General features: G+C 69.0%; 20 protein-coding genes and 2 pseudogenes. 13 read left to right on the forward strand and 9 right to left on the reverse strand.

The annotated features are described in order from the left end of the window. Positions 1 to 15 precede the first annotated feature (15 nt). From moaB to ubiT, 5 genes are read left to right on the forward strand one after another with little or no spacing between them, the layout of a single operon-like run. Positions 16 to 588, forward strand: coding sequence for a molybdenum cofactor biosynthesis protein B (gene moaB, locus M8R19_RS22600; RefSeq protein ID WP_043273106.1), 573 nt, complete (start codon positions 16 to 18; stop codon positions 586 to 588). Next, positions 585 to 1,820: a molybdopterin molybdotransferase MoeA gene (locus tag M8R19_RS22605; RefSeq protein WP_249918976.1), complete on the forward strand. Its 1,236-nt coding sequence runs from the start codon at positions 585 to 587 to the stop codon at positions 1,818 to 1,820. The genes moaB and M8R19_RS22605 overlap by 4 nt, the downstream gene beginning before the upstream one ends. Before the next feature lie 59 nt (positions 1,821 to 1,879). Next, complete coding sequence (gene ubiU / locus M8R19_RS22610; RefSeq protein ID WP_043273102.1) at positions 1,880 to 2,875, forward strand: ubiquinone anaerobic biosynthesis protein UbiU; 996 nt, start codon at positions 1,880 to 1,882, stop codon at positions 2,873 to 2,875. Positions 2,876 to 2,886: 11 nt separating this feature from the next. Then, entirely contained in the window at positions 2,887 to 3,777 is an 891-nt protein-coding gene (locus M8R19_RS22615; protein WP_043273099.1) for a U32 family peptidase, read from the forward strand. After that, positions 3,771 to 4,247, forward strand: a complete 477-nt coding sequence (gene ubiT, locus M8R19_RS22620; protein ID WP_058072773.1) for a ubiquinone anaerobic biosynthesis accessory factor UbiT — start codon at positions 3,771 to 3,773, stop codon at positions 4,245 to 4,247. Before M8R19_RS22615 ends, ubiT begins: the two co-directional genes overlap by 7 nt. Before the next feature lie 8 nt (positions 4,248 to 4,255). Here the strand turns inward: ubiT and M8R19_RS22625 are convergent, their stop codons facing one another. The 3 genes from M8R19_RS22625 to M8R19_RS22635 all read right to left on the reverse strand — a co-directional run bounded on the left by M8R19_RS22625 (position 4,256) and on the right by M8R19_RS22635 (position 7,760). Continuing rightward, complete coding sequence (locus tag M8R19_RS22625) at positions 4,256 to 4,624, reverse strand: putative zinc-binding protein (protein WP_074984560.1); 369 nt, start codon at positions 4,622 to 4,624, stop codon at positions 4,256 to 4,258. Positions 4,625 to 5,247: 623 nt separating this feature from the next. Beyond that, on the reverse strand, positions 5,248 to 5,901 hold the full coding sequence (gene narL, locus M8R19_RS22630) for a two-component system response regulator NarL (RefSeq protein WP_249918977.1): 654 nt from the start codon (positions 5,899 to 5,901) through the stop codon (positions 5,248 to 5,250). Next, a complete protein-coding gene (locus M8R19_RS22635; RefSeq protein WP_249918978.1) occupies positions 5,898 to 7,760 on the reverse strand; it encodes a histidine kinase in 1,863 nt (620 codons plus the stop codon). The genes narL and M8R19_RS22635 overlap by 4 nt, the downstream gene beginning before the upstream one ends. A 173-nt stretch (positions 7,761 to 7,933) precedes the next feature. Here M8R19_RS22635 and M8R19_RS22640 point away from each other — a divergent pair, with 173 nt between their 5' ends. From M8R19_RS22640 to moaA, 8 genes are all read left to right on the forward strand, one after another. Further along, complete coding sequence (locus M8R19_RS22640; RefSeq protein WP_116422868.1) at positions 7,934 to 9,235, forward strand: nitrate/nitrite transporter; 1,302 nt, start codon at positions 7,934 to 7,936, stop codon at positions 9,233 to 9,235. 12 nt (positions 9,236 to 9,247) lie between these two features. Further along, positions 9,248 to 10,654 (forward strand): NarK family nitrate/nitrite MFS transporter, encoded by a 1,407-nt coding sequence (locus M8R19_RS22645; protein WP_249918979.1) that lies wholly within the window; start codon positions 9,248 to 9,250, stop codon positions 10,652 to 10,654. Positions 10,655 to 10,717: 63 nt separating this feature from the next. Beyond that, positions 10,718 to 14,497: a nitrate reductase subunit alpha gene (locus M8R19_RS22650; RefSeq protein ID WP_249918980.1), complete on the forward strand. Its 3,780-nt coding sequence runs from the start codon at positions 10,718 to 10,720 to the stop codon at positions 14,495 to 14,497. 11 nt (positions 14,498 to 14,508) lie between these two features. After that, a complete protein-coding gene (gene narH / locus M8R19_RS22655; RefSeq protein WP_074979100.1) occupies positions 14,509 to 16,044 on the forward strand; it encodes a nitrate reductase subunit beta in 1,536 nt (511 codons plus the stop codon). Positions 16,045 to 16,061: 17 nt separating this feature from the next. Beyond that, positions 16,062 to 16,793: a nitrate reductase molybdenum cofactor assembly chaperone gene (narJ, locus tag M8R19_RS22660; protein WP_116423176.1), complete on the forward strand. Its 732-nt coding sequence runs from the start codon at positions 16,062 to 16,064 to the stop codon at positions 16,791 to 16,793. A gap of 2 nt (positions 16,794 to 16,795) precedes the next feature. Then, positions 16,796 to 17,482 carry a respiratory nitrate reductase subunit gamma gene (gene narI / locus M8R19_RS22665; protein WP_009616108.1) on the forward strand — a complete coding sequence of 229 codons (687 nt, stop codon included), beginning with the start codon at positions 16,796 to 16,798 and terminating at the stop codon, positions 17,480 to 17,482. 64 nt (positions 17,483 to 17,546) lie between these two features. Further along, positions 17,547 to 18,365 (forward strand): peptidylprolyl isomerase, encoded by an 819-nt coding sequence (locus tag M8R19_RS22670; protein ID WP_249918981.1) that lies wholly within the window; start codon positions 17,547 to 17,549, stop codon positions 18,363 to 18,365. Between the two features lie 100 nt (positions 18,366 to 18,465). After that, positions 18,466 to 19,455, forward strand: a complete 990-nt coding sequence (gene moaA / locus M8R19_RS22675; RefSeq protein WP_249918982.1) for a GTP 3',8-cyclase MoaA — start codon at positions 18,466 to 18,468, stop codon at positions 19,453 to 19,455. Between the two features lie 291 nt (positions 19,456 to 19,746). Here the strand turns inward: moaA and M8R19_RS22680 are convergent, their stop codons facing one another. From M8R19_RS22680 to M8R19_RS22700, 6 genes and pseudogenes are all read right to left on the reverse strand, one after another. Then, positions 19,747 to 19,977 carry a hypothetical protein gene (locus M8R19_RS22680; RefSeq protein ID WP_009616111.1) on the reverse strand — a complete coding sequence of 77 codons (231 nt, stop codon included), beginning with the start codon at positions 19,975 to 19,977 and terminating at the stop codon, positions 19,747 to 19,749. Positions 19,978 to 20,565: 588 nt separating this feature from the next. Continuing rightward, positions 20,566 to 21,708, reverse strand: coding sequence for an NAD(P)/FAD-dependent oxidoreductase (locus tag M8R19_RS22685; RefSeq protein WP_249918983.1), 1,143 nt, complete (start codon positions 21,706 to 21,708; stop codon positions 20,566 to 20,568). 344 nt (positions 21,709 to 22,052) lie between these two features. Next, a pseudogene (locus M8R19_RS33505) lies at positions 22,053 to 22,559 on the reverse strand (methyl-accepting chemotaxis protein); the annotation flags it as partial. Between the two features lie 579 nt (positions 22,560 to 23,138). Then, positions 23,139 to 24,011, reverse strand: a pseudogene (locus M8R19_RS33510) (cache domain-containing protein); the annotation flags it as partial. Positions 24,012 to 24,338: 327 nt separating this feature from the next. Beyond that, positions 24,339 to 25,895, reverse strand: a complete 1,557-nt coding sequence (rhlB, locus tag M8R19_RS22695) for an ATP-dependent RNA helicase RhlB (protein WP_249918985.1) — start codon at positions 25,893 to 25,895, stop codon at positions 24,339 to 24,341. Between the two features lie 104 nt (positions 25,896 to 25,999). Then, complete coding sequence (locus M8R19_RS22700) at positions 26,000 to 26,938, reverse strand: GGDEF domain-containing protein (RefSeq protein WP_116422877.1); 939 nt, start codon at positions 26,936 to 26,938, stop codon at positions 26,000 to 26,002. Between the last annotated feature and the right edge of the window lie 5 nt (positions 26,939 to 26,943).

Genomic DNA, 26,943 nt, shown 5'->3' on the forward strand with positions numbered 1-26,943 from the left:
TCCCCGGAGGCAGCCATGAGCCACCTGGCCACGCAGGACTTCCAGAGCCTGCAGATCGCCGTGCTGACCGTCAGCGACACCCGCACCCTGCAAACCGACGACTCCGGCCAGAGCCTGGCCGACGCCCTGCGCGAGGCTGGCCACGTGCTGGCCGAGCGGCGCCTGGTGGTGGACGACATCCACCAGATCCGCGCGGTGGTCTGCGCCTGGATCGCCGACCCACGCATCCAGGTCGGGCTGATCACCGGCGGCACCGGCTTCACCGCCCGCGACAACACCCCGCAGGCCGTCGAGCCGCTGCTGGAGCGGCGCGTCGAGGGCTTCGGCGAACTCTTCCGCCAGGTCTCCCTGGGCGAGATCGGCACCTCCAGCATCCAGTCGCGGGCCCTGGCCGGCGTCACCAACGGCACCCTGGTCTGCTGCCTGCCCGGCTCGCCCGGCGCCTGCCGCACCGCCTGGCGGGAAATCCTCGCCGCGCAGCTGGACAGCCGCACCCGGCCATGCAGCTTCGTGCCGCACCTGAAGACCCCGCCCAGGCCCGAGGGTGGCTGCGGCGGCGGCGCCTGTGCCTGCGGCAGCCGGTCATGAGCGGCTGCGGCTGTGACGGCCACGGCCTGAAACCGGTGGACGAGGCCCTGGCCGAGCTGCTGGCGCGCGCCCCGGCGCCGCCGGCGGTGGAATCCGTGGCCCTGGCCGATGCCCTCGGCCGGGTGCTGGCCAGCGACCTGGTAGCCCCCTGCGACCTGCCGCACTGGGACAACAGCGCGATGGACGGCTACGCCCTGCGCGCGGCCGACGTGCCGGCGGGCGGCGGCAGCCTGGCGCTGGCCGGCTGCATCGCCGCCGGCGAGGCGGGCGACCAGGCGTTGCCGGCGGGTTGCGCCGTGCGCATTTTCACCGGCGCGCCCTTGCCGCCGGGGGCCGACAGCGTGGTGGCCCAGGAGGATTGCCGGGCCGAAGGCGACCGCGTGTGGTTGCCGGCGGTCACGCTGGGCAGCCATGTGCGCCGCCGTGGCGAGGAATTGCTCCAGGGCGCGCCGCTGTTGCGCGCCGGGTACCGTTTGCGGCCCCAGGAACTGGGCCTGCTGGCCGCCGTGGGCCAGGCCCGGGTGCCGGTGTACCGGCGCCTGCGCGTGTGCCTGCTGAGCAGCGGCGACGAGCTGCGCGAGCCCGGCCAGGCGCTGGCGCCGGGGCAGATCTACAACGCCAACCGCTTCAGCCTCGGCGCCCTGTTGCGCCAATGGGGCCTGGACGTACAGGAATACGAAGTGCTGGTCGACACCCTGGCCGCCAGCCGCGACGCCCTGGAGTTGGCCGCCGCCGAGTGCGACGTGCTGATCAGCAGCGGCGGCGTCTCGGTGGGCGAGCGCGACCACCTCAAGCAGGCGGTCGGCGCCCTCGGCGAGCTGCACCTGTGGCGCCTGGCGATGCAGCCGGGCAAGCCGCTGGCCTTTGGCAGCGTGGCCGGCAAGCCTTGGCTGGGCCTGCCGGGCAACCCGGCGGCGGCGCTGGTCACCGCCCTGGTGGCGGCGCGGCCCTTCCTGCGCCGCGCCCAGGGGCTGGCCGAGACAGCGGTAGCGCCGCTGAACCTGCCGGCGGCCTTCGCCTGGCCGCAGCCGAACAAGCGCCGCCAGTACCTGCGGGCGCGCCTGGCGACCGATACCGGTGGCGTCAGCCGGGTGGAAATCCACCCGCAGCAGGGCTCGGCCATGCTGCTGGCCGCCAGCTGGGCCGACGGCCTGGCGGTGGTGGAGGCGGGGCGCACCCTCGCCGCCGGCGAGCCCGTGGCCTACCTGCCGTTCAGCGAACTGTACGGCTGACGTCAGCCTGGCCGCCGGCCTCGCCGAGGCGCGGCGGCCGTTCCATGCAAGGGGGAAGCATGCAACTGGTATGTCCGGCGGGCAGCCTGCCCGCCCTCAAGTCGGCGCTGCGCGAAGGCGCCGACGCCATCTACGTGGGTTTCCGCGACGACACCAACGCCCGCCACTTCGCCGGGCTGAACCTCGACGACCGCCAACTGCAGGAGGGCCTGGGGTTGATCCGCGCGGCCGGCCGGCAGCTCTACCTGGCGGTCAACACCTACCCCGGCGCCGCCGGTTGGCCGCGCTGGCAGCGGGCCGTGGACCACGCCGCCGAACTGGGCGTGGACGCGCTGATCGCCGCCGACTGCGCGGTGCTCGGCTACGCCGCGCGGCGCCACCCGGACCTGGCGTTGCACCTGTCGGTGCAGGGCTCGGCGACCAACGTCGCGGCGCTGGCCTTCTACCATGAGCGCTACGGCATCCGCCGCGCGGTGCTGCCGCGGGTGCTGTCGCTGGCCCAGGTGCGCCAGGTGGCGGCGAACAGCCCGGTGCCGGTGGAGGTCTTCGCCTTCGGCAGCCTGTGCATCATGGCCGAGGGGCGTTGCCACCTGTCCTCCTACGTCACCGGCGAGTCGCCGAACCTCTGCGGCGTCTGCTCGCCGGCCAAGGCGGTGCGCTGGAGCGAGGAGCCCGAGGGGCTGACCTCGCGCCTGAACGAAGTGCTGATCGACCGCTACGCGCCGGGCGAGCCGGCTGGCTACCCGACCCTCTGCAAGGGCCGCTTCGTGGTCGACGGCCAGCGCTTCCACGCCCTGGAGGAGCCCACCAGCCTCAACACCATCGACCTCATCCCGCAGCTGGCGCAGATCGGCGTGGCGGCGGTGAAGATCGAGGGCCGCCAGCGCAGCCCGGCCTACGTCGAGCAGGTCACCCGCGTCTGGCGCCAGGCGCTGGACAGCTGGCGCCGCGCGCCGGAGCGCTACCAGCCGCAGGCGCAGTGGCAGGCCGCGCTGGAGAAACTTTCCGAAGGCCACCAGACCACCCTGGGCGCCTACCATCGTTCCTGGCAGTGAGGGAAAGCCTGATGAAACTCAGCCTGGGGCCGGTGCTGTTCTACTGGGACCGCCGGACACTCCTGGACTTCTACGCGCAGATGGCCGAACAGCCGCTGGACGCCATCTACCTCGGCGAGACCGTGTGCTCCAAGCGCCGCGCCCTGTCGCTGGACGACTGGCTGGGCCTGGGCCGCGAGTTGGCGCAGCAGAGCGGGGCGGAAATCCTCCTCTCGGGGCTGGCGCTGATCGAGGCGGCCTCCGAGCTGTCGGCGCTGCGCCGGCTGTGCGGCAACGGCGAGCTGCGGGTGGAGGCCAACGACATGGGCGCGGTGCAGATACTGCACGGCCTGGGCGTCGAGTTCGTCGGCGGCCCGGCGCTGAACCTGTACAACGGCCATGCCCTGGCCGAGCTGCACGGCTGCGGCCTGCGCCGCTGGGTGCCGCCGGTGGAGTGTTCCGGCGAGCAGGTGCTGGCGGTGCTGGAGCAGGCCCGGGAGCTGGGCCTGGAAGACCTGGAAACCGAGGTGTTCGCCTACGGCCACCTGCCCCTGGCGTACTCCGCGCGCTGCTTCACCGCCCGCGCGGAGAACCGGCCCAAGGACGACTGCCAGTTCTGCTGCCAGAACTACCCGGAGGGGATGTCGATGCTCAGCCAGGAAGGCGCGCCGCTGTTCACCCTCAACGGCATCCAGACGATGTCCGGCGAGCCGGGCAACCTGCTGGCCGACTACGCCTCGCTGCGCGACTGCGGCGCCGACCTGCTGCGCCTGAGCCCGCGGGCGCAGGGCATGGTGGAAGTGGTCCAGGCCTTCGATCGGGTGCGCCGCGGCGCTGCGCCGCCGCTGGCGGTGGAAGGTTGCAACGGCTACTGGCATGGCCGCCCCGGCATGTTGCGCAGCGATGAGGTGAACCTGTGCTGAATCTCGAAACCGGCGCCCTGCGCGCCGCCGAACGCCTGCTGCCACTGGCCGCGCGGGTACCCGCGCCGCTGCAGCGGGCGGTGCTGCAACGCGCCGCCAACCGCCTGTTCGCCGCGCCCCTGGCAGCTGGGGACTTCGATCTGTTGGAGGGCCACTGGCTGCGCCTGGAGGTGAGCGACCTGGGCCTGGGCTGGAACCTCACCCGCGGCCGCAACGGCCTGCACCTGGCGGAAGGCCCGGTGCCCAGCGTGACCATCCGCGGCGGCTGGCGCGACTTCCTGCTGCTGGCCGGGCGTCAGGAGGACCCCGACACCCTGTTCTTCCGCCGTCGCCTGGTGATCGAGGGCGACACCGAACTGGGCCTGGCGCTGAAGAACCTGATCGACAGCCTCGACCCCGACAGCCTGCCGCCCTGGCTGTGGAACGGCCTGCAGCGCGCCGCCCGCAGCGTGCAGGCGCAGCAGGCCTGAAGCGGCGCTCAGGCGCTGCTGAGCAGGAGGAACTGCAGTTCCTCGTAGAGCATCTCGAAATCGTCGAGCGAACTGCTTTCGCCGTAGCGCTTGCGCAGCCCGTACTCGGTGAGGGTGAGCGCGTGCGCCGGGATCACCCCATGGCGCGCCAGGCAGCCGCGCACGCAGTGCAGGTGGCAGCCGTCCAGGGCGAGGATCGGCCGGCCGGAGCAGGCCTTCTTCACCAGCGGCGGCACGTCGCCGCCGACGCCGGCGATGCAGGACATCTCCGCCAGGCCGTCGCGGTCCAGGCGCAGGGCCAGGTCATTGGCCAACTGGGCCAGGTTGGAACAGCCGGAACAGGAATACACGAGGGGCAACTGGGACTTCGGGTGCATGGCGACCTCCGCGCGGTGAGTGCGCAGTGTCCGGCGGCGACCAGGCGCGGCGACATGACCTGCGTCAATTCGTGCTGACGGCTACTCCTGTGGAGGTACGGCGGTTTTTCGTGGGGCCGCGGATCGCGCCGGTATGTCCGGTTACCGGGTGGGCATGGCTTCTCGTAGGAGCGAGCTTGCTCGCGAACAGACTCCGCTGCGGGGCTCATTCGCGAGCAAGCTCGCTCCTACGAAGAGCCTCCCGGGAGCGTAGGGCGAATAACCGCTCGCGGTTATCCGCCAATTGTAGGAGCGGGCCCTGCCCGCGATTCGCGCGCAGGGCGCGCTCCTACAGGGGAATGACGAGGGTGGGGCGGCGTAGGAGCGGATCTCATCCGCGAATCGCGCCGGGACGTCCGGTTATCGCGGACAAGGTCCGCTCCTACGGTTAGGAATGCCATGTCTCCAGGCAACCTGTAGGAGCGGGCCCTGCCCGCGATTCGCGCGCAGGGCGCGCTCCTACAGGGGAATGGCGTGGGTGGGGCGGCGTAGGAGCGGATCTCATCCGCGAATCGCGCCGGTGATTCCGGTTATCGCGGACAAGGTCCGCTCGAAGAGCGCTCCGGGGATGCGCCGTGCTTCGCTCAACCCAACCGGTTTTCCACCGCCCATACCGCCGCTTCCACCCGCGAGCGCATGCCCAGCTTGTGCAGCACGCGCTTGACGTGGACTTTCACCGTGCCTTCGGTGATGTCCAGCTTGCGGGCGATCATCTTGTTGCTGAAGCCCTGGGCGAGCTGGCGGAGGATCTGCCGTTCGCGGTCGGTCAGGTCTTCCAGGCGCTTGGGGTGTTCGTCGCCGCGCAGGGCCTGGGCCAGCACCTGGGTCAGCTGCGGGCTGACGCTGAGCTGGCCGGTGGCGGCCTGGCGGATGTGTTCCAGCAGGCGCTCGGGCTCCATGTCCTTGAGCAGGTAGCCGTCGGCGCCGGCGCGCAGCACGCTGATCACGTCGCCGCGGTCGTCGGACACGGTGAACACCACGATGCGCGCGTCCACCCCGTTCTCGCGCAGCGCGCGCAGGGTCTCCAGACCGTTCATGCCCTTCATGTTGAGGTCCAGCAGGATCATGTCCGGGTCCAGCTCGGCGGCCAGTTGCAAGGCCTCCTCGCCGCTGCCGGCCTCGCCGACCACGCAGAGGTCGTCCTCGAACTCCAGCAGCTGGATCACCCCGCGGCGCATCATCGGGTGGTCGTCCACCAGCAGGATGCGGGCTCGATCGTCGGTGGGGCTGGCGGTCATGGGCTGGACTCCTCGCGCTGGCGTTGGGACAGGGGGTGTGGCTGGAAGCTCAGGCTGACGCGCGTGCCGCGCGGCTCGCGCGGGGCGATGTGGAAGTCGGCGCCGAGGGTCTGGCTGCGTTCGCGCATGATACTAAGCCCATAGTGGCCGTTGCGGTTCTGCGTTGGGTCAAGGCCCACGCCATCGTCCTCGATGCTGACCAGCACCTGGCCGTCCTCGCCCTCGGCCAGCACCACCCGCGCGCAGTCGGCGTGGGCATGGCGGACCACGTTGGACAGCGCCTCGCGGACGATCTGCAGCAGGTGGATTTCGTCGTTGGGGTTGAGCGGGATGTGCGCCAGGCGGTTGTCCAACTCGATGGTCAGCTCACCGCGCTCGGCGAACTCGCGCACCGTGTCCTCCAGCGCCACCGCCAGGCTGGAGCGCTCCAGGCTCAGGCGGAAGGTGGTGAGCAGCTCGCGCAGCTGGCGGTAGGCGCTGTTGAGGCCCTCGCGCAGCTCGTCCAGTGTCTCGTCGATCTTCTCCGCCGGCGCCTCGCGCTTGAGCAGGGTGCCCAGGCGGCTGACCTGGATCTTCAGGTACGACAGCGACTGCGCCAGCGAGTCGTGCAGCTCGCGGGCGATGGTGCTGCGCTCGGCGAACAGCGCCAGGCGGCTTTCCTGATCCTGCTGCAGGGCCAGGGCGAAGGTGCGGGCGATGTTGTCGCAGAAGGCCTCGATGCATTGCGCCTGCCAGTCTTCCAGGCGGCCGCTGGCTTCCACGAACAGCTCGCCGAAACGGTGCCCGCCGCTGGCCAGGGGGAACATCAGCAGCGGCTGCAGGCCGCCGCCCTCGCCACAACTGTCGGCCCGGGTGCGGCAGGTGCCGCAGTCGCCCTGCAGGCAGAAGTCGGCGATGGCGCCGCTGGGGGTCAGCGAGTTGTAGGCGCGCTCGACGCCGTCCTTGTTCAGGCAGAGGGTCACCTTGCCGGCCTGCAGCACCTGCTCCAGCTGGCCCAGCAGCGGGCGCAGGCTGCGCTCGTCGTACGGGTCCTGGCCGAGGCGGCGGGCGCTGGCGTAGAGCAGTTCCAGGCGCTGGTGGCTGTGGGAGAGGGCGCGGGTCTTGTCCGCCACCCGCGCTTCCAGCTCGCCGTAGATGCCCTGCAGTTCCTCGGCCATCTGGTTGAAGCGCTCGCCCAGCTGGCTCAGCTCGTCCTCGCCGCTGTAGCTGACGCGCGCCTCCAGCTGGCCGCGGCCCAGGCGGCGGGCGGTCTGCGTCAGCTCGCGCAGCGGGCCGACCACGTGGTAGCTGAGGTCGTAGAGGCTGACGAACACCACCAGCAGGCTGAGGAACAGGCACAGGCCCTGCACTGTGCTGAGCATTTGCGAGCGCTGCTCGGCGTTGCGCTGCAGGGTGCCGACGAAGGCGTCGATGTGCCCGACCAGGGTATCGAGGGTGGCCAGGGCCGGGGTCTGGGCGACGTCCAGGCTGGCCAGTTCCAGGCGCAGCAGCTGGTGCTGGTGGCGCAGCGGGTCGTCGGCGTCGGCGCGTTGCAGCAGGCGCGCGATCTCGCTGCTTTCCAGGCGTTCGCCGAGGGTGCTGCGCAGCGCCTGGCGGCCTTCCGCCGAGGGCTCCAGGGCCAGGCGGTAGCTGAGCATGCGCAGCGAGCCGGCCTGGTTGATCACCGCCGCGTCCTGGTGCGAGTAGTCGGCGAACAGCAGGGCGCTGAACATGCCGGCCAGGGCCAGGGACACCAGCAGGGTGAGGTAGCAGCCGAAGCGCAGGACGATGGAGCGGCGCAGGGTCTGGCGGCCGGCGGGGGCCGTACCTCCAAAGAACCGCTCGGCCGCATCAGGCTCCGAACGAGTGCCTGTGTTCATTTAAAAAGCCTTTTAAATCAATGTGTTGTGCATGTGTTTCGGCGATACCCATTTGTAGGTAGCGGCGCACATCTGCCCATGAAACGGCCCCGGGCTCATTGATCGCGGTCAACGGACACGAAATGGGCTCTGCCTAACGTGCGGCCAACGGCATCGACGAAAGAGTGTTGGCCATGGCATCGCATCGACAGAAACAGTACTCCGTGCTCGGCATGAGCACACTGGCGTTCGCCGTGAATTTCGCGGTCTGGACGATGTTCTCGATCATCGGTATCCGCATCAAGGCGGAACTGGGCCTGTCCGAGGCGCAGTTCGGCCTGCTGGTGGCGCTGCCGATCCTCACCGGTTCGCTGGTGCGCCTGCCCCTGGGGTTGATCACCGACCGCTTCGGCGGGCGCATCGTGTTCTTCATCCACATGCTGCTGGTGGCCATCCCCATCTACGGCCTGGCCTTCGCCACGCAGTACTGGCAGTACCTGGTGCTGGGCCTGTTCGTCGGCCTGGCCGGCGGCTCCTTCGCGGTGGGCATCGCCTACACCTCGGCCTGGTTCGAGAAGGAGCGCCAGGGCACCGCCATGGGCATCTTCGGCGCCGGCAACGCGGGCGCGGCCATCACCAACCTGGTGGCGCCGCTGATCGTGGTCGCCTTCGGCTGGCGCATGGTGCCGCAGGTGTACTCGGTGGCCATGCTGGTGACCGCGGCGCTGTTCTGGTTCTGCACCTGGAACGACCCGGCCCACGCCAAGGGCGGCGAGGCCGACGCCAACCGCGCCCGGCCGACCCTGGCCAAGCAGCTGGCGCCGCTGGCCGAGCTGCGGGTGTGGCGCTTCGGCCTGTACTACTTCTTCGTCTTCGGCGGCTTCGTCGCCCTGGCCCTGTGGCTGCCCAAGTACTACATCGCCGAGTACGGCCTGGACCTGAAGACCGCGTCCTTCATCACCATGCTGTTCACCCTGCCGTCGGGCCTGATCCGCGCCCTGGGCGGCTGGTTCAGCGACAGCTACGGCGCCCGCGCGGTGAACTGGGGCGTGTTCTGGGTGTGCCTGGTGTGCCTGTTCTTCCTGTCCTACCCGCAGACCACCATGACCATCCACGGCATCCAGGGCGACCTCAGCCTGGGCGTGGGCCTGAACGTCTGGCTGTTCACCTTCCTGGTGTTCGTGGTCGGCATCGCCCAGGGCTTCGGCAAGGCCAGCGTGTACCGCATCATCCACGACTACTACCCGCAGAACATGGGCACCGTCGGCGGCATGGTCGGCGTCATCGGCGGCCTCGGCGGCTTCTGCCTGCCCATCCTGTTCGGCTATGCCGCCGACCACATCGGCGTGCGTTCCTCCTGCTTCATGCTGCTGTTCGGCCTGACCATCGTCTGCATGGTCTGGATGCACTACGCGATCAAGCAGCAGCGCCGCCTCGACGGCCGGGCCCAGACGGCCGACGTCGACCTTTCCCCTCTGACTTCCAGCCAATCCTGACGGAGTGCCGACATGGGCATGATCGCCAATTCCCAACTCAAAGCCGCGCGGGGGCCCCTGCTGGTCGACTGGCGCCCCGAGGACTCGCAGTTCTGGGCGCAGTCCGGCAAGCGCATCGCCACGCGCAACCTGTGGATCTCCATCCCGGCGCTGCTGCTGGCCTTCTCCGTGTGGATGATCTGGAGCACCGTCACCGTGCGCCTGAACGCCGTGGGCTTCGCCTTCAGCAACGACCAGCTGTTCCTGCTGGCCGCGCTGCCGTCGATCTCCGGTGCCACCCTGCGGGTGTTCTACTCCTTCATGGTGCCGGTGTTCGGCGGCCGCCGCTGGACCGCGCTGTCCACCGCCTCGCTGCTGATCCCGTGCATCTGGCTGGGCTTCGCCGTGCAGGATGCGCAGACGCCCTACTGGGTGTTCGCCACCATCGCCCTGCTGTGCGGCTTCGGCGGCGGCAACTTCGCCTCCAGCATGTCCAACATCAGCTTCTTCTATCCCAAGAGCCAGCAGGGCACGGCCCTGGGCCTGAACGCCGGGCTGGGCAACCTGGGCGTCTCGGTGATGCAGTTCGCCGTGCCCCTGGCGGTGGCCGGCGGCCTGTTCGGCAGCTTCGGCGGCGAGCCGCAGCAGCTTTCCGACGGCGGCCGCCTGTGGCTGCAGAACGCCGGCTGGATCTGGGTGCCGTTCATCGCCGTGGTGGCCATCGCCGCCTGGTTCGGGATGAACGACATCGCCGACGCCAAGGCCTCGTTCAGCGAGCAGTCGGTGATCTTCAAGCGCAAGCACAACTGGCTGATGTGCTGGCTGTACGTGGCCACCTTCGGCAGCTTCATCGGCTTCTCGGCCGGCTTCGCCATGCTCAGCAAGACGCAGTTCCCGGACATCAACCCGCTGCAGTACGCCTTCCTCGGCCCGCTGGTGGGCGCCCTGAGCCGGCCCCTGGGCGGCTGGCTGGCGGACAAGTTCGGCGGCGCGCGCATCACCCTGTGGAACTACGCGGCGATGATCGCCGGGGTGTTCGCGGTGATCGCCTTCCTCCCCGGCGACGGTGGCGCGGGCAGCTTCTTCGGCTTCCTCGGCGCCTTCATCGGCCTGTTCTTCTTCGCCGGCATCGGCAACGGCTCCACCTTCCGCATGATCCCGGTGATCTTCCGCAACGAATGGGCCGCGCGCTTCAAGCGTGGCGGCTACAGCGAGGCCGAGGCGGCCCGGAACGCCAGCATGGAGTCGGCCGCGGTGATCGGCTTCTCCGCCGCCATCGGCGCCTTCGGCGGCTTCTTCATCCCCAAGGCCTTCGGCACTTCGCTGGACATGACCGGCAGCGCCGAGGGCGCCCTCTACGTGTTCGTCGCCTACTACCTCAGCTGCATCGTTGCGACCTGGTGGTGGTATGCGCGCAAGGGTGCGGAAAGCCCCTGCTGAGCCCCGTTTCGCGAGCCTGATTAGCGTTTGAACGCCCGGCGTAGACCGGGTGAGGAGATACAGATGAGTTACCTGCTCGACCGCCTGCAGTTCTTCAAGAAGAAACAGGGCGAATTCGCCGATGGCCATGGCGAGGTCTCCAACGAGAGCCGCGCCTGGGAGAACGGCTACCGCCAGCGCTGGCAGCACGACAAGATCGTGCGCTCCACCCACGGGGTGAACTGCACCGGTTCCTGCTCCTGGAAGATCTACGTGAAGAACGGCCTGATCACCTGGGAAACCCAGCAGACCGACTACCCGCGCACCCGCCCGGACCTGCCCAACCACGAGCCGCGCGGTTGCCCGCGCGGGGCCAGCTACTCCTGGTACATCTATAGCGCCAACCGCCTGAAGTACCCCAAGGTGCGCAAGCCGCTGCTCAAGCTGTGGCGCGAGGCGCGCGCCGCGCACAAGGACGCGGTGGACGCCTGGGCGAGCATCGTCGAGGACGCCGCCAAGGCGAAAAGCTACAAGAGCGAGCGCGGCCTGGGCGGCTTCGTGCGCTCCAGCTGGGACGAGGTCACCGAGATCATCGCCGCGGCCAACGTCTACACCGTGAAGACCTACGGCCCCGACCGCGTCATCGGCTTCTCGCCGATCCCGGCCATGTCCATGGTCAGCTACGCCGCCGGCGCCCGCTACCTGTCGCTGATCGGCGGGGTGTGCCTGTCCTTCTACGACTGGTACTGCGACCTGCCGCCGGCCAGCCCGCAGATCTGGGGCGAGCAGACCGACGTGCCGGAGTCGGCCGACTGGTACAACTCCAGCTACATCATCGCCTGGGGCTCCAACGTGCCGCAGACGCGGACCCCCGACGCGCACTTCTTCACCGAGGTGCGCTACAAGGGCACCAAGACCGTGTCCGTGACCCCGGACTACTCCGAGGTGGCCAAGCTCACCGACCTCTGGCTCAACCCCAAGCAGGGCACCGACGCCGCGCTGGGCATGGCCTTCGGTCACGTGATCCTCAAGGAATTCCACCTCGACAAGCCGCGCGCCTACTTCGTCGACTACTGCCGGCAGTACACCGACATGCCCATGCTGGTGCTGCTGGAGCCGCACGGCGAGGGCGCCTTCAAGCCGACCCGCTACCTGCGCGCCGCCGACCTCGACGGCCAGCTGGGCCAGGACAACAACCCCGAGTGGAAGACCATCGCCTTCGATGAAAGCAGCGGCGAGCTGGTCTCGCCCACCGGCGCCATCGGCTACCGCTGGGGCGAGTCGGGCAAGTGGAACATCGAGGAGAAGGAAGGCGGCCAGGGCCGCGAGACGCGCCTGAGCCTGAGCCTGATCGACGGCCCGGAACACGCCTGCGAGGTGGGCTTCCCGTACTTCGCCGGCCAGCTGCACCCGCACTTCAAGGGCGTGGACAACGACGAGGTGCTGCTGCGCCGCGTGCCCTTCCGCGACATCCAGGGCGCCGACGGCAAGACCCTGCGCGTGGCCACCGTCTACGACCTGCAGATGGCCAACTACAGCGTCGACCGCGGCCTGGGCGGCGCCAACGTGGCCCGCGGCTTCGATGACGCCGAAACCCCCTACACCCCGGCCTGGCAGGAGCGCATCACCGGCGTGCCGGCCGCCCGCGCCATCCAGGTGGCCCGCGAGTTCGCCGACAGCGCCGACAAGACCCACGGCAAGGCCATGGTCATCATCGGCGCGGCGATGAACCACTGGTACCACATGGACATGAACTACCGCGCGGTCATCAACATGCTGATGATGTGCGGCTGCATCGGCCAGAGCGGCGGCGGCTGGGCCCACTACGTCGGCCAGGAGAAGCTGCGCCCGCAGACCGGCTGGGTACCGCTGGCCTTCGGCACCGACTGGAGCCGCCCGCCGCGGCAGATGAACGGCACCAGCTTCTTCTACCTGCACAGCTCGCAGTGGCGCCATGAAAAGCTGTCGATGCACGAAGTGCTCTCGCCCCTGGCCGACAGCAGGCAGTTCCCCGAGCACGCGGTGGACTACAACATCCGCGCCGAGCGCATGGGCTGGCTGCCCTCCGCGCCGCAGCTGGACCGCAACCCGCTGCGCATCGCCGCCGACGCCGAGAAGGCCGGGCTGCCGGTGCAGGACTACGTGGTGCGCGAGCTCAAGGCCGGCAACCTGCGCTTCGCCAGCGAGAAGCCGGACGACGCGCAGAACTTCCCGCGCAACATGTTCATCTGGCGTTCCAACCTGCTGGGCAGCTCGGGCAAGGGCCACGAGTACATGCTCAAGTACCTGCTGGGCGCCAAGAACGGCGTGATGAACGAGGACCTCGGCAAGGCCGGCGGCCCGCGTCCCACCGAGGTGGACTGGGTGGAGCAGGGCGCCGAAGGCAAGGTCGACCTGGTCACCACCCTGGACTTCCGCATGTCCTCCACCTGCATGTACTCGGACATCGTCCTGCCGACGGCCACCTGGTACGAGAAGGACGACCTCAACACCTCCGACATGCACCCCTTCATCCACCCGCTGTCGGCCGCCATCGACCCGGCCTGGGAGGCCAAGAGCGACTGGGAGATCTACAAGGCCATCGCGAAGAAATTCTCCGAGGTCGCCGTCGGCCACCTGGGTGTGGAGCAGGACCTGGTCACCGTGCCGCTGCTGCACGACACCGCCAACGAACTGGCCCAGCCCTTCGGCGGCAGTGATTGGAAGAAAGGCGAGTGCGAAGCGCTGCCGGGCAAAACCATGCCCACCCTGCATGTGGTCGAGCGCGACTACCCGAACACCTACAAGAAGTTCACCTCCCTCGGCCCGCTGCTGGACAAGCTGGGCAACGGCGGCAAGGGCATCGGCTGGAACACCGAGAAGGAAGTGAAACTGGTGGGCGATCTCAACCACCGAGTGCTGGAGCCGGGCGTCAGCCAGGGCCGGCCGCGCATCGAGAGCGCCATCGACGCCGCCGAGGTGATCCTCGCCCTGGCCCCGGAAACCAACGGCCAGGTGGCGGTCAAGGCGTGGAACGCGTTGGCCAAGATCACCGGGCGCGAGCACGAGCACCTGGCGCTGCCCAAGGAAGAGGAGAAGATCCGCTTCCGCGACATCCAGGCGCAGCCGCGCAAGATCATCTCCAGCCCCACCTGGTCGGGCCTGGAAGACGAGCACGTGAGCTACAACGCCTGCTACACCAACGTCCACGAGCTGATCCCGTGGCGCACCATCACCGGCCGCCAGCAGTTCTACCAGGACCACCCGTGGATGCAGGCCTTCGGCGAAGGCTTCGTCAGCTACCGGCCGCCGGTCAACACCCGCAGCACCGACAAGCTGTTCAACAAGAAGCCCAACGGCAACCCGGAGATCACCCTGAACTGGATCACCCCGCACCAGAAATGGGGCATCCACTCCACCTACAGCGACAACCTGCTGATGCTCACCCTGTCGCGCGGCGGGCCGATCATCTGGCTCAGCGAGCATGACGCCAAGCGCGCCGGCATCGAGGACAACGACTGGGTCGAAGTCTTCAACGCCAACGGCGCCGCCACCTGCCGCGCGGTGGTCAGCCAGCGGGTGAAGGACGGCATGGTGCTGATGTACCACGCCCAGGAACGCATCGTGAACGTGCCCGGCAGCGAGACCACCAAGACCCGCGGCGGCCACCACAACTCGGTGACCCGCGTGGTGCTCAAGCCCACCCACATGATCGGCGGTTACGCCCAGCAGGCCTGGGGCTTCAACTACTACGGCACCGTGGGCTGCAACCGCGACGAGTTCGTGGTGGTGCGCAAGATGAACAAGGTCGACTGGCTCGACGAGCCGGAACACGGTGGCCTGGGCGGCGACGCCCTGCCGCAGCCGCTGCCCCGGGACATTTGAGGAGAGACGCCATGAAAATTCGTTCGCAAGTCGGCATGGTGTTGAACCTCGACAAATGCATCGGCTGCCACACCTGCTCCATCACCTGCAAGAACGTCTGGACCAGCCGCGAGGGCATGGAATACGCCTGGTTCAACAACGTCGAGACCAAGCCCGGCATCGGCTACCCGAAGGAGTGGGAGAACCAGCAGAAGTGGAAGGGCGGCTGGGTGCGCAACGCCGACGGCTCCATCGTCCCGCGCATCGGCGGCAAGTTCCGGGTGCTGGCGAACATCTTCGCCAACCCCGACCTGCCGGAGATCGACGACTACTACGAACCCTTCGACTTCGACTACCAGCACCTGCACACCGCGCCCAAGGCGCAGCACCAGCCGGTGGCGCGGCCGCGCTCGCTGATCAGCGGGCAACGCATGCAGAAGATCGAATGGGGCCCGAACTGGGAGGAAATCCTCGGCACCGAGTTCGCCAAGCGGCGCAAGGACAAGAACTTCGACCAGGTCCAGGCGGACATCTACGGCGAGTACGAGAACACCTTCATGATGTACTTGCCGCGCCTGTGCGAGCACTGCCTGAACCCGGCGTGCGTGGCGTCCTGCCCGAGCGGGGCGATCTACAAGCGCGAGGAGGACGGCATCGTCCTCATCGACCAGGACAAGTGCCGCGGCTGGCGCATGTGCATCAGCGGCTGCCCGTACAAGAAGATCTACTTCAACTGGAAGAGCGGCAAGTCCGAGAAGTGCATCTTCTGCTACCCGCGCATCGAGGCCGGCCAGCCCACCGTGTGCTCGGAGACCTGCGTGGGGCGCATCCGCTACCTCGGCGTGCTGCTCTACGACGCCGACCGCATCCATGAAGTGGCCAGCTGCGCCGACGAGCGCGAGCTGTACCAGAAGCAGCTGGAAATCTTCCTCGACCCGTTCGACCCGAAAGTGATCGAGCAGGCGCGCAAGGACGGCGTGCCGGACAGCGTCATCGAGTCGGCGCAGAAGTCGCCGGTGTACAAGCTGGCCATGGACTGGCAGTTGGCCCTGCCGCTGCACCCGGAATACCGCACGCTGCCGATGGTCTGGTACGTGCCGCCGCTGTCGCCGATCCAGAACGCCGCCGCCGAGGGTCACATCGGCAGCGACGGGGTGATCCCGGACGTCGAATCGCTGCGCATCCCCGTGCAGTACCTGGCCAACCTGCTCACCGCCGGCGACACCGCGCCGGTGCTGCGCGCCCTCAAGCGCCTGCTGGCGATGCGCGCCTACAAGCGCGCCGAGCAGGTGGAAGGCAAGCAGGACCTGGACGTGCTGGCCAAGGTCGGGCTGAGCGTCAGCCAGGTCGAGGAGATGTACCGCTACCTGGCCATCGCCAACTACGAGGACCGCTTCGTCATCCCCACCGCGCACCGCGAGGAGGCGCTTTCTGACGCCTTCGCCGAGCGCTCGGGCTGCGGCTTCAGCTTCGGCAGCGGCTGCTCGGGCAACTCCGGCGTGAACCTGTTCGGCGGCAAGCCGGTGGACCGCCGCAACGTCATCCAGACCGTGCAGATCCAGGAGTGAAGGCCATGACTATCTCCCTGGAAAGCCACAGCCAACTGCTCAAGCTCTGCGCGCTGCTGCTGGACTACCCGCGCCTGGAAGTGCGCGAGGAAAGCCTGGCGCTGCACGCGCTGATCCGCACCAGCGACCTGCCCGAGGCGCAGCGCGACGGCCTCGCCGCGCTGCTCAACGAACTCTGCCAGGGCGACCTGCTGGACGTGCAGGCGCGCTACGACGGCCTGTTCGAACGCGGCCGCTCGGTCTCGCTGCTGCTCTTCGAGCACGTCCACGGCGAGAGCCGCGACCGCGGCCAGGCCATGGTCGATCTGCTGCACCGCTACAACGCCGCGGGCCTGGCCATCCACGTCAACGAGCTGCCGGACTACCTGCCGCTGTACCTGGAGTTCCTCGCCCTGCAGGACGCCGAGGGCGCGCGCGTCGGCCTGGCCGAGGTGGCGCACATCCTTGCCCTGCTGGCGACGCGCCTGGACGAGCGCGGCAGCGCCTACGCGGCGGTGTTCCACGGCCTGCTGGAACTCTCCGGCGAGCGCCCGGACCTGGCCGGGCTGCACCGCGACTGCGAGCAGGAGGCTCGCGACGACAGCCTGGAGGCGCTGGACAAGGCCTGGGAGGAAACCCAGGTGAGCTTCGGCGAGCCCGCCGCCGGCTGCCCGTCGAACCCGCGGCAGCCCTCCAGTGCCCTCGAACAACCCCTGCAATGGGTCGCCCAGCCGGTGCCGCCGCGCCGGGTGGCCAGCCAAGGAGCCTGATCATGTCGTTCAATACCCTGCTGTTCGGGGTCTACCCCTACGTCGCCCTGTTCATCTGCCTGGTGGGCAGCTGGGCGCGCTTCGACCTGTCGCAATACACCTGGAAGGCCGGCTCCAGCCAGATGCTGAGCAAGAAAGGCATGCGCGTGTACAGCAACCTGTTCCACGTGGGCGTGCTGTTCATCCTCGCCGGCCACTTCGTCGGCCTGCTGACGCCGCACGCGGTCTACGAGCACCTGATCAGCACCGAGCACAAGCAACTGCTGGCCATGGTTTCCGGCGGCTTCTTCGGCGTGCTCTGCTTCATCGGCCTGACCGGGCTGATCCTGCGCCGCCTGACCGACGCCCGGGTGCGCGCCACCGGCAACGCCTCGGACCTGATGATCCTGCTGGTGCTCTACGCCCAGCTGATCCTCGGCCTGTCCACCATCGTCGCCTCCACCCACCACCTGGACGGCTCGGTGATGGTCATGCTGGCCGACTGGGCGCAGTCGGTGGTCACCCTGCAGCCGCTGGCCGCGGCCGAGGCCATCGCCCCGGTGTCGCTGGTCTACAAGCTGCACGTGATGCTCGGCCTGACGCTGTTCGTGCTCTTCCCCTTCACCCGCCTGGTGCACATCGTCAGCGCCCCGGTGTGGTACCTGGGCCGCCGCTACCAGGTGGTCCGCCAGAAGAGCCGCGCGGCCTGAACAGTCGCGCCAACCCACTGGGCGGATAACCGTTCGCGGTTATCCGCCACCGAAGGTGAATCCCATGAGCTGCTCCCACTACGAAAACCGCGTCGAACACGTCGAGCTGCCGAAGCTGGCGGTCAACGGCATCGCCATCGACGCCGACGAACTGGCCCGCGAACTCCAGTACCACCCGGCCACCAGCCACGCCGAGGCGTTGCACGCCGCCTGCCGCGCGCTGGTGGTGCGCCAGCTGCTGCTGCAGCGCGCCGACGCGCTGGGCATCAGCGCCGAGGCGGAGGAGGACGAGGCGCCCGAGGAAGCCCGCATCCGTGCCCTGGTCGACCGTGACGTAGGGACACCCGAGGCTGACGAAACCAGCTGCCGGCAATGGTACGAGGCCAACCCCGGCCGCCTGACCAGCCCCTGGCGCATGAGCCTGCGGCACATCCTGCTGGCCTGCGCCCCGGACGACCTGGAAGGCCGCGCCAAGGCCCGCGAACGGGCCCTGGCCCTGCTGGAAGCGCTGCGCGAACACCCCGAGCGCTTCACCGAAAAGGCCATGCGCTTCTCCGCCTGCCCGTCGAAGGACGAGGGCGGCGACCTGGGCTGGATCGAGCCGGGCCAGACCGTGCCCGAGTTCGAGAAACGCCTGCTGCGGGAAACCCCCGGCCTGCTGGCCCAGCCCCTGGAAAGCCGCTACGGCCTGCACGTGGTCGAACTGCTGGCGCGCGAGGGCGGCGAACCGCTGCCCTTCGCCGAAGCCCGCCCGCGCATCGCCGCCTACCTGCGCGCCCAGGTGCTGCAGCGCGCGGTCAGCCAGTACATCGCGGTGCTGGCCGGCGAGGCGCACATCGAAGGCTTCGCCTTCGACGCCGCGGACTCGCCGCTGGTGCAGTGAGGCAGCCGCCGCACTGGACAGCCCCCTCTTCCTTCAGGGAGAGGGCTGGGGAGAGGGCCGGATCATCCGCCTTCGCCAAAGCATCAACCGGAGCACCCACATGTCCGACTGGATCGACGGCCAGGGCCGCAAGATCGACTACCTGCGCCTGTCGGTGACCGACCGCTGCGACTTCCGCTGCGTCTACTGCATGGCCGAGAACATGCGCTTCCTGCCACGCCAGCAGGTGCTGACCCTGGAAGAGATCGAGCGCGTCGCCCGGCTGTTCGTCGAGCGCGGCGTGCGCAAGCTGCGCCTCACCGGCGGCGAGCCGCTGGTGCGCCCCGGCATCGTCGGCCTGTGCGAACGCCTGGCCGCGCTGCCCGGCCTACGCGAACTGTGCATGACCAGCAACGGCTCGCAACTCGTCCGCCTGGCCGGCGACCTGCGCGCCGCGGGCCTGACGCGCCTGAACATCAGCCTCGACACCCTGAACCCGCAGCGCTTCCAGGCCATCACCCGCACCGGCCGCCTCGACCAGGTGCTGCGCGGCATAGACGCGGCGCGGGAGGTGGGCTTTCCCGGGATCAAGCTCAACTGCGTGGTGATGAAGGGCCGCAACGCCGACGAGGTGCCGGCGCTGGTGGACTACGCCATCGCCAACGAACTGGACATCAGCTTCATCGAGGAAATGCCCCTGGGCCAGGTCGGTCGCGACCGCGAGGAGAGCTTCTGCTCCAGCGACGAGGTGCGCGCGCTGATCGCCGAGCGTTTCGAACTGCTGGACAGCGCCGAACACAGCGGCGGCCCGGCGCGCTACGTGCGCCTGGCGCAGCACCCGCGCACGCGCATCGGCTTCATCTCGCCGCACTCGCACAACTTCTGCGCCACCTGCAACCGCCTGCGCCTGACCGCCGAAGGCCGCCTGCTGCTGTGCCTGGGCCACGAGCACTCCGTGGACCTGCGCGGCCTGCTGCGCCGCTACCCGCTGGACGACGCGCCGATCCTCGACGCCCTGCACGCCGCCCTGCAACGCAAGCCCGCCCGCCACGAATTCAGCACCGGTGGCGATGTGCAGGTGCTGCGCTTCATGAACCTCAGCGGCGGCTGATCTAAAGAACGCCCCGGCCCGATGGGTATCGCAAGCTCAACCCATCCTACGGTCGCGCTTTCCCGTCCCCAAAGAAAAGGCCCCGGCGAAATGAGCGGTTCGCTGGGGCCTGGGCGCATGTCTGCGCTGGATAACCGTGGTTGGAAAGGCAGATCATCTCGTCTGGCGGTCCCTCCATATGGCTGTCGTTGCAAGTCAGACTAGGCCAGCGCCGGGGCACTGACATCCCTCGTAGGGGGTAGTCCGCCCGAGGCGAAAGAGAGTGCGGCGACGTTATCCGCCGCCTGGCGTTCAGCGCGGGTTGCTGGAGGAGCCGCCGCCGAACAGGCCGCCGAAGATGCTGTTGACCAGGCCGAACAGGCCACCGACGATCGGCAGGTTCTGCAGCACGTTGAACACGCCGCCCAGCAGGCCGCCGGACTGCGAGCCGGAAGTGCCGAACAGGTCGCCCAGCATGCCGAAGAGGAAGCCGCCGGCTACCTGGTCGATTTCGTTTTCGTTGAGTACTTTCAGATCGTTCATGGCTGTCTCTCGCAAGCAGGAAAGGGATCGGCCCAGGATGGGCCGACCCGCATTCTCCCGGCCACCGCGCAGGCGGGCCATTCGGGATGGGCGCGCCGGACGGTGGGAAACGTCCGGTGTGCGCGGACATGGTCACGCGGAAGGGGCTGTCTTCGCGTGCTCGCGAACGGTGCTGACCGGCGGCTGTGTGTGCCAGGTTGCCTCCGCTCCCTCACCCCAGCCCTCTCCCAGAGGGAGAGGGGGCCGCTCGGCGTCGGCGAGAAGTTCGGCGTCACCCTGTAGGAGCGGGCCCTGCCCGCGAAATCGCGCGCAGGGCGCGCTCCTACAATGGGGAGGGGGCCGTTCGGCGTCGGTGGGAAGTTTGGCGTCAACCTGTAGGAGCGAGCTTGCTCGCGAACGGTGCTGACCGGCGGCTGTGTGTGCCAGGTTGCCTCCGCTCCCTCACCCCAACCCTCTCCCAGAGGGAGAGGGGGCAGCTCGGCGTGGGCGGGAAGTCCGACGTCAACCTGTAGGAGCGGGCCCTGCCCGCGAATCGCGTGCAGGGGAATGCCATGGCTGGCGCAGCGTAGGGCGGATAACCGTCCGCGGTTATCCGCCGCTTGACCTCGGCTTGAGCCGCGCCGGAGCCAGCCCATCCGCATTCAACCCATGGCGCACCAGCACCTCGGGCAGCTCATCAGCACGGATCAGCGCAGCGCTGGCCTGGCCCATGGCCGCCGAGGTCTGGATGCCGTAGCCGCCCTGGCCGGCCACCCAGTAGAAGCCGGGCGCCTGCGGGTCATAGCCGGACACCAGCTCGCCGTCGGCGAAGAACGAGCGCAACCCGGCCCAGGTGTGGCTGGGGCGGCGGATGCTCAGGGTGGTGTGCTCCTCGATGCGATGGATGCCCAGGGCGATATCCAGCTCCTCGGGCTGCACGTCGTGGGGCTCCACCGCGTCGGCGTTGGCCGGTGAGCCGAGCAGCAGGCCGGCGTCGGGCTTGAAGTAGAAGGACTCGTCCAGGCTCACCAGCACCGGCCAGGCATGGCTGTCCACGCCTTCGCCCGGAGCGAAGAGAAAGGCCGCGCGGCGCTTGGGCTGCAGGCCCAGCGGGGCGACGCCGGCGAGTTCGGCCAGCTTGTCGCACCAGGCGCCGGCGGCATTGACCAGCACGGGGGCGCGGTAGCTCTGCTGGGCCGTGCGCACTTCCCATTGGCCGTCGATATAGGCCGCGGCGAGCACCTCGCTGTCGAACTGCACGCTGCCGCCGTTGCGGCGGATGCCGCGCAGGTAGCCCTGCAGCAGGGCGTCGGTGTCGATGTCGGCGGCGCTGGGGTCGTACAGCGCGCCGTGGACCTTCTCGCGGCGCAGCACCGGGACCATGGCGCAGGCCTCGTCGGCGTCCAGCAGGCGCATCTCCGGCACGTTGGCGCGGGCGCTGTCGAACTGGCGGCGCAGTTCCTCGGCGTTGCCGGCGAAGTCCACGATCAACTCGCCGCGCGGGCTGAGGATCGGGTGCTCGGCGAAGCCCTCCGGCGGGGCGTCGAAGAAGGCCCGGCTGGCGGCGGTCAGGGCGCGTACCTGGGGCGTGCCGTAGGCCACGGTATACAGCGCCGCCGAGCGGCCGGTGGAGTGGTAGCCGGCATGGGATTCGCGCTCGAGCACGGCGACCTTGCCGTGGGGGGAGAGGAAGTAGCCGGTGGAAGCGCCGGCGATACCGGCGCCGATGATCAGGAAGTCGACCTCGGTCATGGACGTCTCCGTGTCGGGAGCTCGGCTGCGGGGAAGGGTGATGGGCATGCCGGGGCTCCGGGATGGATGATTTTTTCCATTCTGGATTCTTGGAGGTGGGGGCGGCAAGGATGGAGGGCTCTGGCGTGGGGGTTGGCGTCAACCTTTGCCCGCGAATCGCGCCGGAACGTCCGGCTATCGCGGACAAAGTCTGCTCCTACGCCCGTGCTTCCCTGGAACCGTAGGAGCAACTGTCTTGCGCCGAGGTACTCTTCGTAGGATGGGTATCGCTTCGCTCAACGCCATCCTACGAAAAGCCGTGTTTCCTGGAACCGTAGGAGCGGACTCCGTCCGCGATTCGCGCCCTACAGCTGAAACTGCGCCACCAACGCCTCCTGGCTCCCAGCCACCTTGCGCAAGTGCTCTCCGCAGTCGCGGGTGTGCGCGGCGGTCTTGCGGTTCTCCGCGGTCATGTCGCTCAGGCGGTGCATGTGCTGGTTCACTTCCTGGGTGGTGGCCGCCTGTTGTTCGGCCGCCGCGGCTATCTGGAAGGCCATGGCGTGCACGCCCTGCAGGGATTCGTCGAGGGCGCCGAGGGAGTCCAGCACCGCCTGGGTGTCGTGCTCCAGGGTGCGCGCCTGCTCGCTGGCGCCGCCCATGCTGGCCTGGGCCTGGCTGGAGGAGTCGCCGAGGGCGCCGACTATGGTGACGATCTCGTCGGTGGCGCTGCGGGTGCGCTGGGCCAGGCTGCGCACTTCGTCGGCCACCACGGCGAAGCCGCGGCCGGCGTCGCCGGCGCGGGCGGCTTCGATAGCGGCGTTCAGGGCCAGCAGGTTGGTCTGCTCGGCGATCGAGCGGATTACCTCCAGCACCGAGTTGATCTGCTGGCTGTCGCCGGCCAGGGCCTGCACCACCCGGTCGGCGTCGCGCAGGCCGGCGAGCAGCTGGTCCTGGCGGCCGATCATGCGCTGCAGGGTGCCCTGCATGGTGACGAAGGCCTCGCGCGCGGCGGCGCTGCCGTCGGCGCTGCGGCTGGCGCTGCCGGCGATTTCCTGCACGGTGGCGGCCATCTGGTCGACGGCGCTGACCACCATTTCCAGGGCCTCCTGCTGCTGGTCCAGGTGGCTGCTGGTGCGCCCGGCGGCGTCGAGGATGTCGCCGCTGGCGTCGCCCACCGCCTCGCTGGCCTGGCGCAGGCGCTCGACCACCTGGCGCCAGGCCGCGGCCATCTCGTGCAGGGCCTGCATCAGGCCGCTGGCGGCATCGGCGCCGCCGGCCAGTTTCAGTTCGCCATTGGCCAGGCGCTGGGCCAGGGCCGCCATGCTCGCCGGCTCGCCGCCCAGCGGGCGCATCACGCTGCGGCTGACCAGCCAGGTGCCGGCGGCCACGCCGGCGAGGGTCAGCAGGCCCAGCACCAGCATCTGCCACATCAGCTTGCGCACCGGGGCGAAGGCCTGGTCCTGGTCCATTTCCGCCACCAGCGCCCAGTGCAGGCCGTCGAGGTTCAGCGGCACGAAGGATTTCAGCGCCGTCGCGCCGCTCAGGCCGGTCTCGGTCAGGCGTCCCTGCTCGCCGGCCAGGGCTTTTTCGCTGGCCTGGCCGGGGAGGGCGGCGGGCGCGTCGCCGGCGCGGCGCACTCGGTGGTCGGCGAAGCGCACCGAGTCCGAACGCAGGCGCCCGTCGCCGCCCACCAGGTAGGTCTCGCCGGCCTCGCCCAGGCTCTGCCGGCTCTGCATCACGTCGTTGATCGCCTTCAGCGGCAGTTCCAGCACCAGCAGCAGCTGCAGCTTGTCGTGGTCCTTGATCGGCGCGGCCAGCCATTGCACCGGTTGCTTGTCGTCCAGGGCCGGCTCCAGGTCGCTGATGCTCGCCTTGCCGCTGCCCAGGGCGCCGCGGACGAAGCGCCCGAAGGGCGTATCGCGCCATTGCTCGGCGTTCATGTTCTGCTGGTAGTCGGCGCCGCGGCCCAGGCTGAAGACCACGCTGCCGTCGCTGGCCACCAGGCGCAGCTCGCGGTAGCCGAAGGTCTTGGTGAAGTTCTCGAACACCGGGCGGTCGTAGTTGGCGGTGGTGACCAGCGCCTCGCTCTCCAGCCCCGCGTAGTTGGCGCCGAGGTTGCCGGCCAGGCTGCTGAGCTGGTCGTGGCGCGCCTGCCAGGCGTCCATCAGTTGCCGCTGCTTGATGCTGGCCACCGCCTCCAGGGCGTTCAGGCTCTGTTCTTCGAGGGCGCGGCTGGCCTGGTGATAGACCACCATGGCCATGACCAGCACCGGGATGAGGCCGATGAGCAGGAAACTGAGGGCGAGCTTGGCGCGCAAGGGCATGGGCGGGATTCCGAAGGCTTGTTCTGAAGGGCGTCGTAAAAAATTCTGCAAGAAGCGTGCAAATTTCTTTACGAGCGTAAACAAAATCGATCAGGCCGTTCGTTTATCTGCCCGGTCGGCAGCCCCGGGCCCAGGCAGGACGATGGCCGGGTGCCATTGTTGGCGGGGAGAGGGGAGGCGTCGTCCCGGCGGACCCGGCGGGACGAATGGGGCGCTGCGCACCGCGCTGGTGCGTCACCGTGGGCGCCCGGCGTCACCGGGCGTAACGCCGGCGGAAACGAAAAAGGCGAAGCCCGTGGCTTCGCCTTTTTCTGTTTCGCGCCTGGATCAGTGCTTGCGCGGCACCGGCTTGAGCAGCTCGGTGGGCGGCATCTCGCAGGTGATCTTGCGGCCCAGCAGCTCTTCGATCGGCGGCAGGGCGAAGGCGTCGTCCTCGCCGGCGAAGCTGATCGAGGTGCCGGTGCTGCCGGCGCGGCCGGTACGGCCGATGCGGTGCACGTAGTCGTCCGGGTCTTCCGGCAGGGTGAAGTTGATCACATGGCTGATGGCTTCGACGTGGATGCCGCGGCCGGCCACATCGGTGGCCACCAGCACGCGGATCTTGCCTTCGCGGAAGCCTTCCAGGACCTTGATGCGCTTGTGCTGCGGCACGTCGCCGGACATCTGCGCGGCGCTGATGCCGTCCTTGGTCAGGCGTTCCTCGATGCGGCGGACTTCGTCCTTGCGGTTGGCGAAGACCATCACGCGGGTCCAGTCGTTCTGCGCGATCAGGTTGTACAGCAGCTTGTACTTGTCGCTGCCGGCCACGGCGTAGACGTGCTGCTCGACGGTGTCGCTGGCGACGTTCTCCGGCTCGATCTCGACGATGGCCGGGTCCACGGTCCACTGCTTGGCCAGGTTCATCACGTCGTCGGTGAAGGTGGCGGAGAACAGCAGGGTCTGGCGCTCGCCCTTGTACGGGGTCTGGCGGATGATCTGGCGGACCTGGGGGATGAAGCCCATGTCGAGCATGCGGTCGGCCTCGTCCAGCACCATCACCTCGACCATGTCCAGGTGCACCTCGCCGCGCTGGTTGAAGTCCAGCAGGCGGCCGGGGGTGGCCACGAGGATGTCGCAGTAGCGCGATTCGAGGGTCTTGAGCTGCTTGTCGAAGTCCATGCCGCCGACGAAGCTCATGACGTTCAGCCCGGTGTACTTGGCCAGGCCCACGGCGTCCTTGGCGATCTGCACCACCAGCTCGCGGGTCGGCGCGATGATCAGCGCGCGCGGCTCGCCCATGTAGCGTTCCTTGGGCGGCGGCGTCTGCAGCAGCTGGGTGATGATCGAGATGAGGAAGGCGGCGGTCTTGCCGGTGCCGGTCTGGGCGCGGCCGATGGCGTCCTGGCCCTTGAGGGTGAAGCCCAGCACCTGCGCCTGGATCGGCGTGCAATAGGGGAAGCCGAGGTCGTGGATGGCGTGCATCAGCCGCGGGTCGAGGTTGAAGTCGTGGAAGCGCGTCTTGCCTTCGGCCGGCTCGACCACGAAGTCTTCCAGCTTCCAGTTGTCCACCACCGGGGCCTTGGGCTTGCGCTCGCGGCGCGGGCGCTCGGCCTTCTCGGTTTTTTCGCGCGGCGGCTTGTCAGTGCGCTCGGCCTTCTCCGGGCGGTCGCCGCTGCGGTCCTGGCGTTCGCTTTTGTCCTGGCGCTCGCCGCGCGGCTTGTCGCCCTTGGGCGGGCGCGGCGGCTTGTCGTTGCGTTCGCCTTCGGGGCGGGGAGCGCGCGGCTTGCGCGGGCGCTGTTCGCCGTCCTGGCTGGCGGCTGCGGGGGAGGAGGGGGCTTGGGTGGGCGTTGCGGCGGGCTGCTCGCCCTCGCCCTTGCCGAAGATTTTCTTGAGTGCCTTGAGCACGGTGATCTCGTAGTGGTTAAGGATTGAACGGCCGCCAGTGTAAAGCAAGTTGCCAGCCAGGCGAAATCCGTGCGCTGGGGGCGCCGGCCAAAGCCTGCCGTGGATCAGCCGCAGAGGCGGTTGCGGCCGTGCTGCTTGGCCCGGTACAGGGCCTCGTCGGCGCGCCGCAGCAGGCCCTGCAGGCTTTCCTGCAGGTACATCTCGGCCACGCCGAGGGACACGGTGACGCCGGGCAGGGCGCCCAGCGGGGAATAGAAGGAGTCGATCTGCTCCAGGCTCATGCGCAGGCGCTCGCCGATGGCGCGGGCCTCGTCCAGGCTCACTTCCGGCAGCAGGATGACGAATTCCTCGCCGCCGAAGCGCGCCATGCTGTCCTTGGGCCGCAGCTGGCTGCGCAGGGTATGGGCCACCAGGCAGAGGGCGTAGTCGCCGGCCAGGTGGCCGTGGCGGTCGTTGTAGTCCTTGAAGTGGTCGACATCCAGCATGAGCATCGCCAGCGGCTGTTCGTTGAACGCGCAGCGGGTGCTCTCGCGCTCGTAGACGTGCTCCAGCCAGCGCCGGTTGAACAGCCCGGTGAGGGTGTCGATGTTGGCGTTCTGCTCGGTGTTGAGGATGATCCGGTTGCCCTGGCGCACCCGCGCGCAGAGCATCTCCAGCAGGTTCTGCATCAACTGCGGGGAGTGTTCGAACAGGCTCAGCAGCGCCTCGCGGTGCAGGCGCAGCACGCGGGTGGGCTCGGTGGCCACCACGTAGGCCGAGGGGTGGTCATGGTCGATGAAGCTGATCTCGCCGGCGCAGTCGCCGCTGCCCAGGGTGGATACCGGGGAATTGTCCAGCGAGCCGAGGTAGACCTTGAGCTGGCCTTCGAGCACCAGGTAGAGGAAGTGGTTGCGGTTGAAGGGCGAAAGCAGGACCTCGCCGGCCTCCAGCTCCAGCGCGCGGAATTCGTTGAGCAGCCGCTGCAAGGCGGTCCCGGCGACGTTCTGGAACAGCCGCAGGTGGCGCAACTGCTGGATATCCTGCTGCCACTGTGTCGGCTTCATGGCTG

Source organism: Pseudomonas sp. R3.Fl (assembly GCF_023516765.1).
Classification (GTDB): Bacteria; Pseudomonadota; Gammaproteobacteria; order Pseudomonadales; family Pseudomonadaceae; genus Pseudomonas; species Pseudomonas citronellolis.

Coding starts and splice junctions, on each gene's coding strand:
- moaA (WP_249918982.1), top strand. CDS start 18,466: ATGTCCGACTGGATCGACGGCCAGGGCCGCAAGATCGACTACCTGCGC.
- narI (WP_009616108.1), top strand. CDS start 16,796: ATGTCGTTCAATACCCTGCTGTTCGGGGTCTACCCCTACGTCGCCCTG.
- M8R19_RS22685 (WP_249918983.1), bottom strand. CDS start 21,708: ATGACCGAGGTCGACTTCCTGATCATCGGCGCCGGTATCGCCGGCGCT.
- M8R19_RS22635 (WP_249918978.1), bottom strand. CDS start 7,760: ATGAACACAGGCACTCGTTCGGAGCCTGATGCGGCCGAGCGGTTCTTT.
- M8R19_RS22650 (WP_249918980.1), top strand. CDS start 10,718: ATGAGTTACCTGCTCGACCGCCTGCAGTTCTTCAAGAAGAAACAGGGC.
- M8R19_RS22680 (WP_009616111.1), bottom strand. CDS start 19,977: ATGAACGATCTGAAAGTACTCAACGAAAACGAAATCGACCAGGTAGCC.
- M8R19_RS22625 (WP_074984560.1), bottom strand. CDS start 4,624: ATGCACCCGAAGTCCCAGTTGCCCCTCGTGTATTCCTGTTCCGGCTGT.
- M8R19_RS22605 (WP_249918976.1), top strand. CDS start 585: ATGAGCGGCTGCGGCTGTGACGGCCACGGCCTGAAACCGGTGGACGAG.
- M8R19_RS22670 (WP_249918981.1), top strand. CDS start 17,547: ATGAGCTGCTCCCACTACGAAAACCGCGTCGAACACGTCGAGCTGCCG.
- narL (WP_249918977.1), bottom strand. CDS start 5,901: ATGACCGCCAGCCCCACCGACGATCGAGCCCGCATCCTGCTGGTGGAC.
- M8R19_RS22640 (WP_116422868.1), top strand. CDS start 7,934: ATGGCATCGCATCGACAGAAACAGTACTCCGTGCTCGGCATGAGCACA.
- narH (WP_074979100.1), top strand. CDS start 14,509: ATGAAAATTCGTTCGCAAGTCGGCATGGTGTTGAACCTCGACAAATGC.
- M8R19_RS22645 (WP_249918979.1), top strand. CDS start 9,248: ATGGGCATGATCGCCAATTCCCAACTCAAAGCCGCGCGGGGGCCCCTG.
- ubiU (WP_043273102.1), top strand. CDS start 1,880: ATGCAACTGGTATGTCCGGCGGGCAGCCTGCCCGCCCTCAAGTCGGCG.
- moaB (WP_043273106.1), top strand. CDS start 16: ATGAGCCACCTGGCCACGCAGGACTTCCAGAGCCTGCAGATCGCCGTG.
- M8R19_RS22700 (WP_116422877.1), bottom strand. CDS start 26,938: ATGAAGCCGACACAGTGGCAGCAGGATATCCAGCAGTTGCGCCACCTG.
- M8R19_RS22615 (WP_043273099.1), top strand. CDS start 2,887: ATGAAACTCAGCCTGGGGCCGGTGCTGTTCTACTGGGACCGCCGGACA.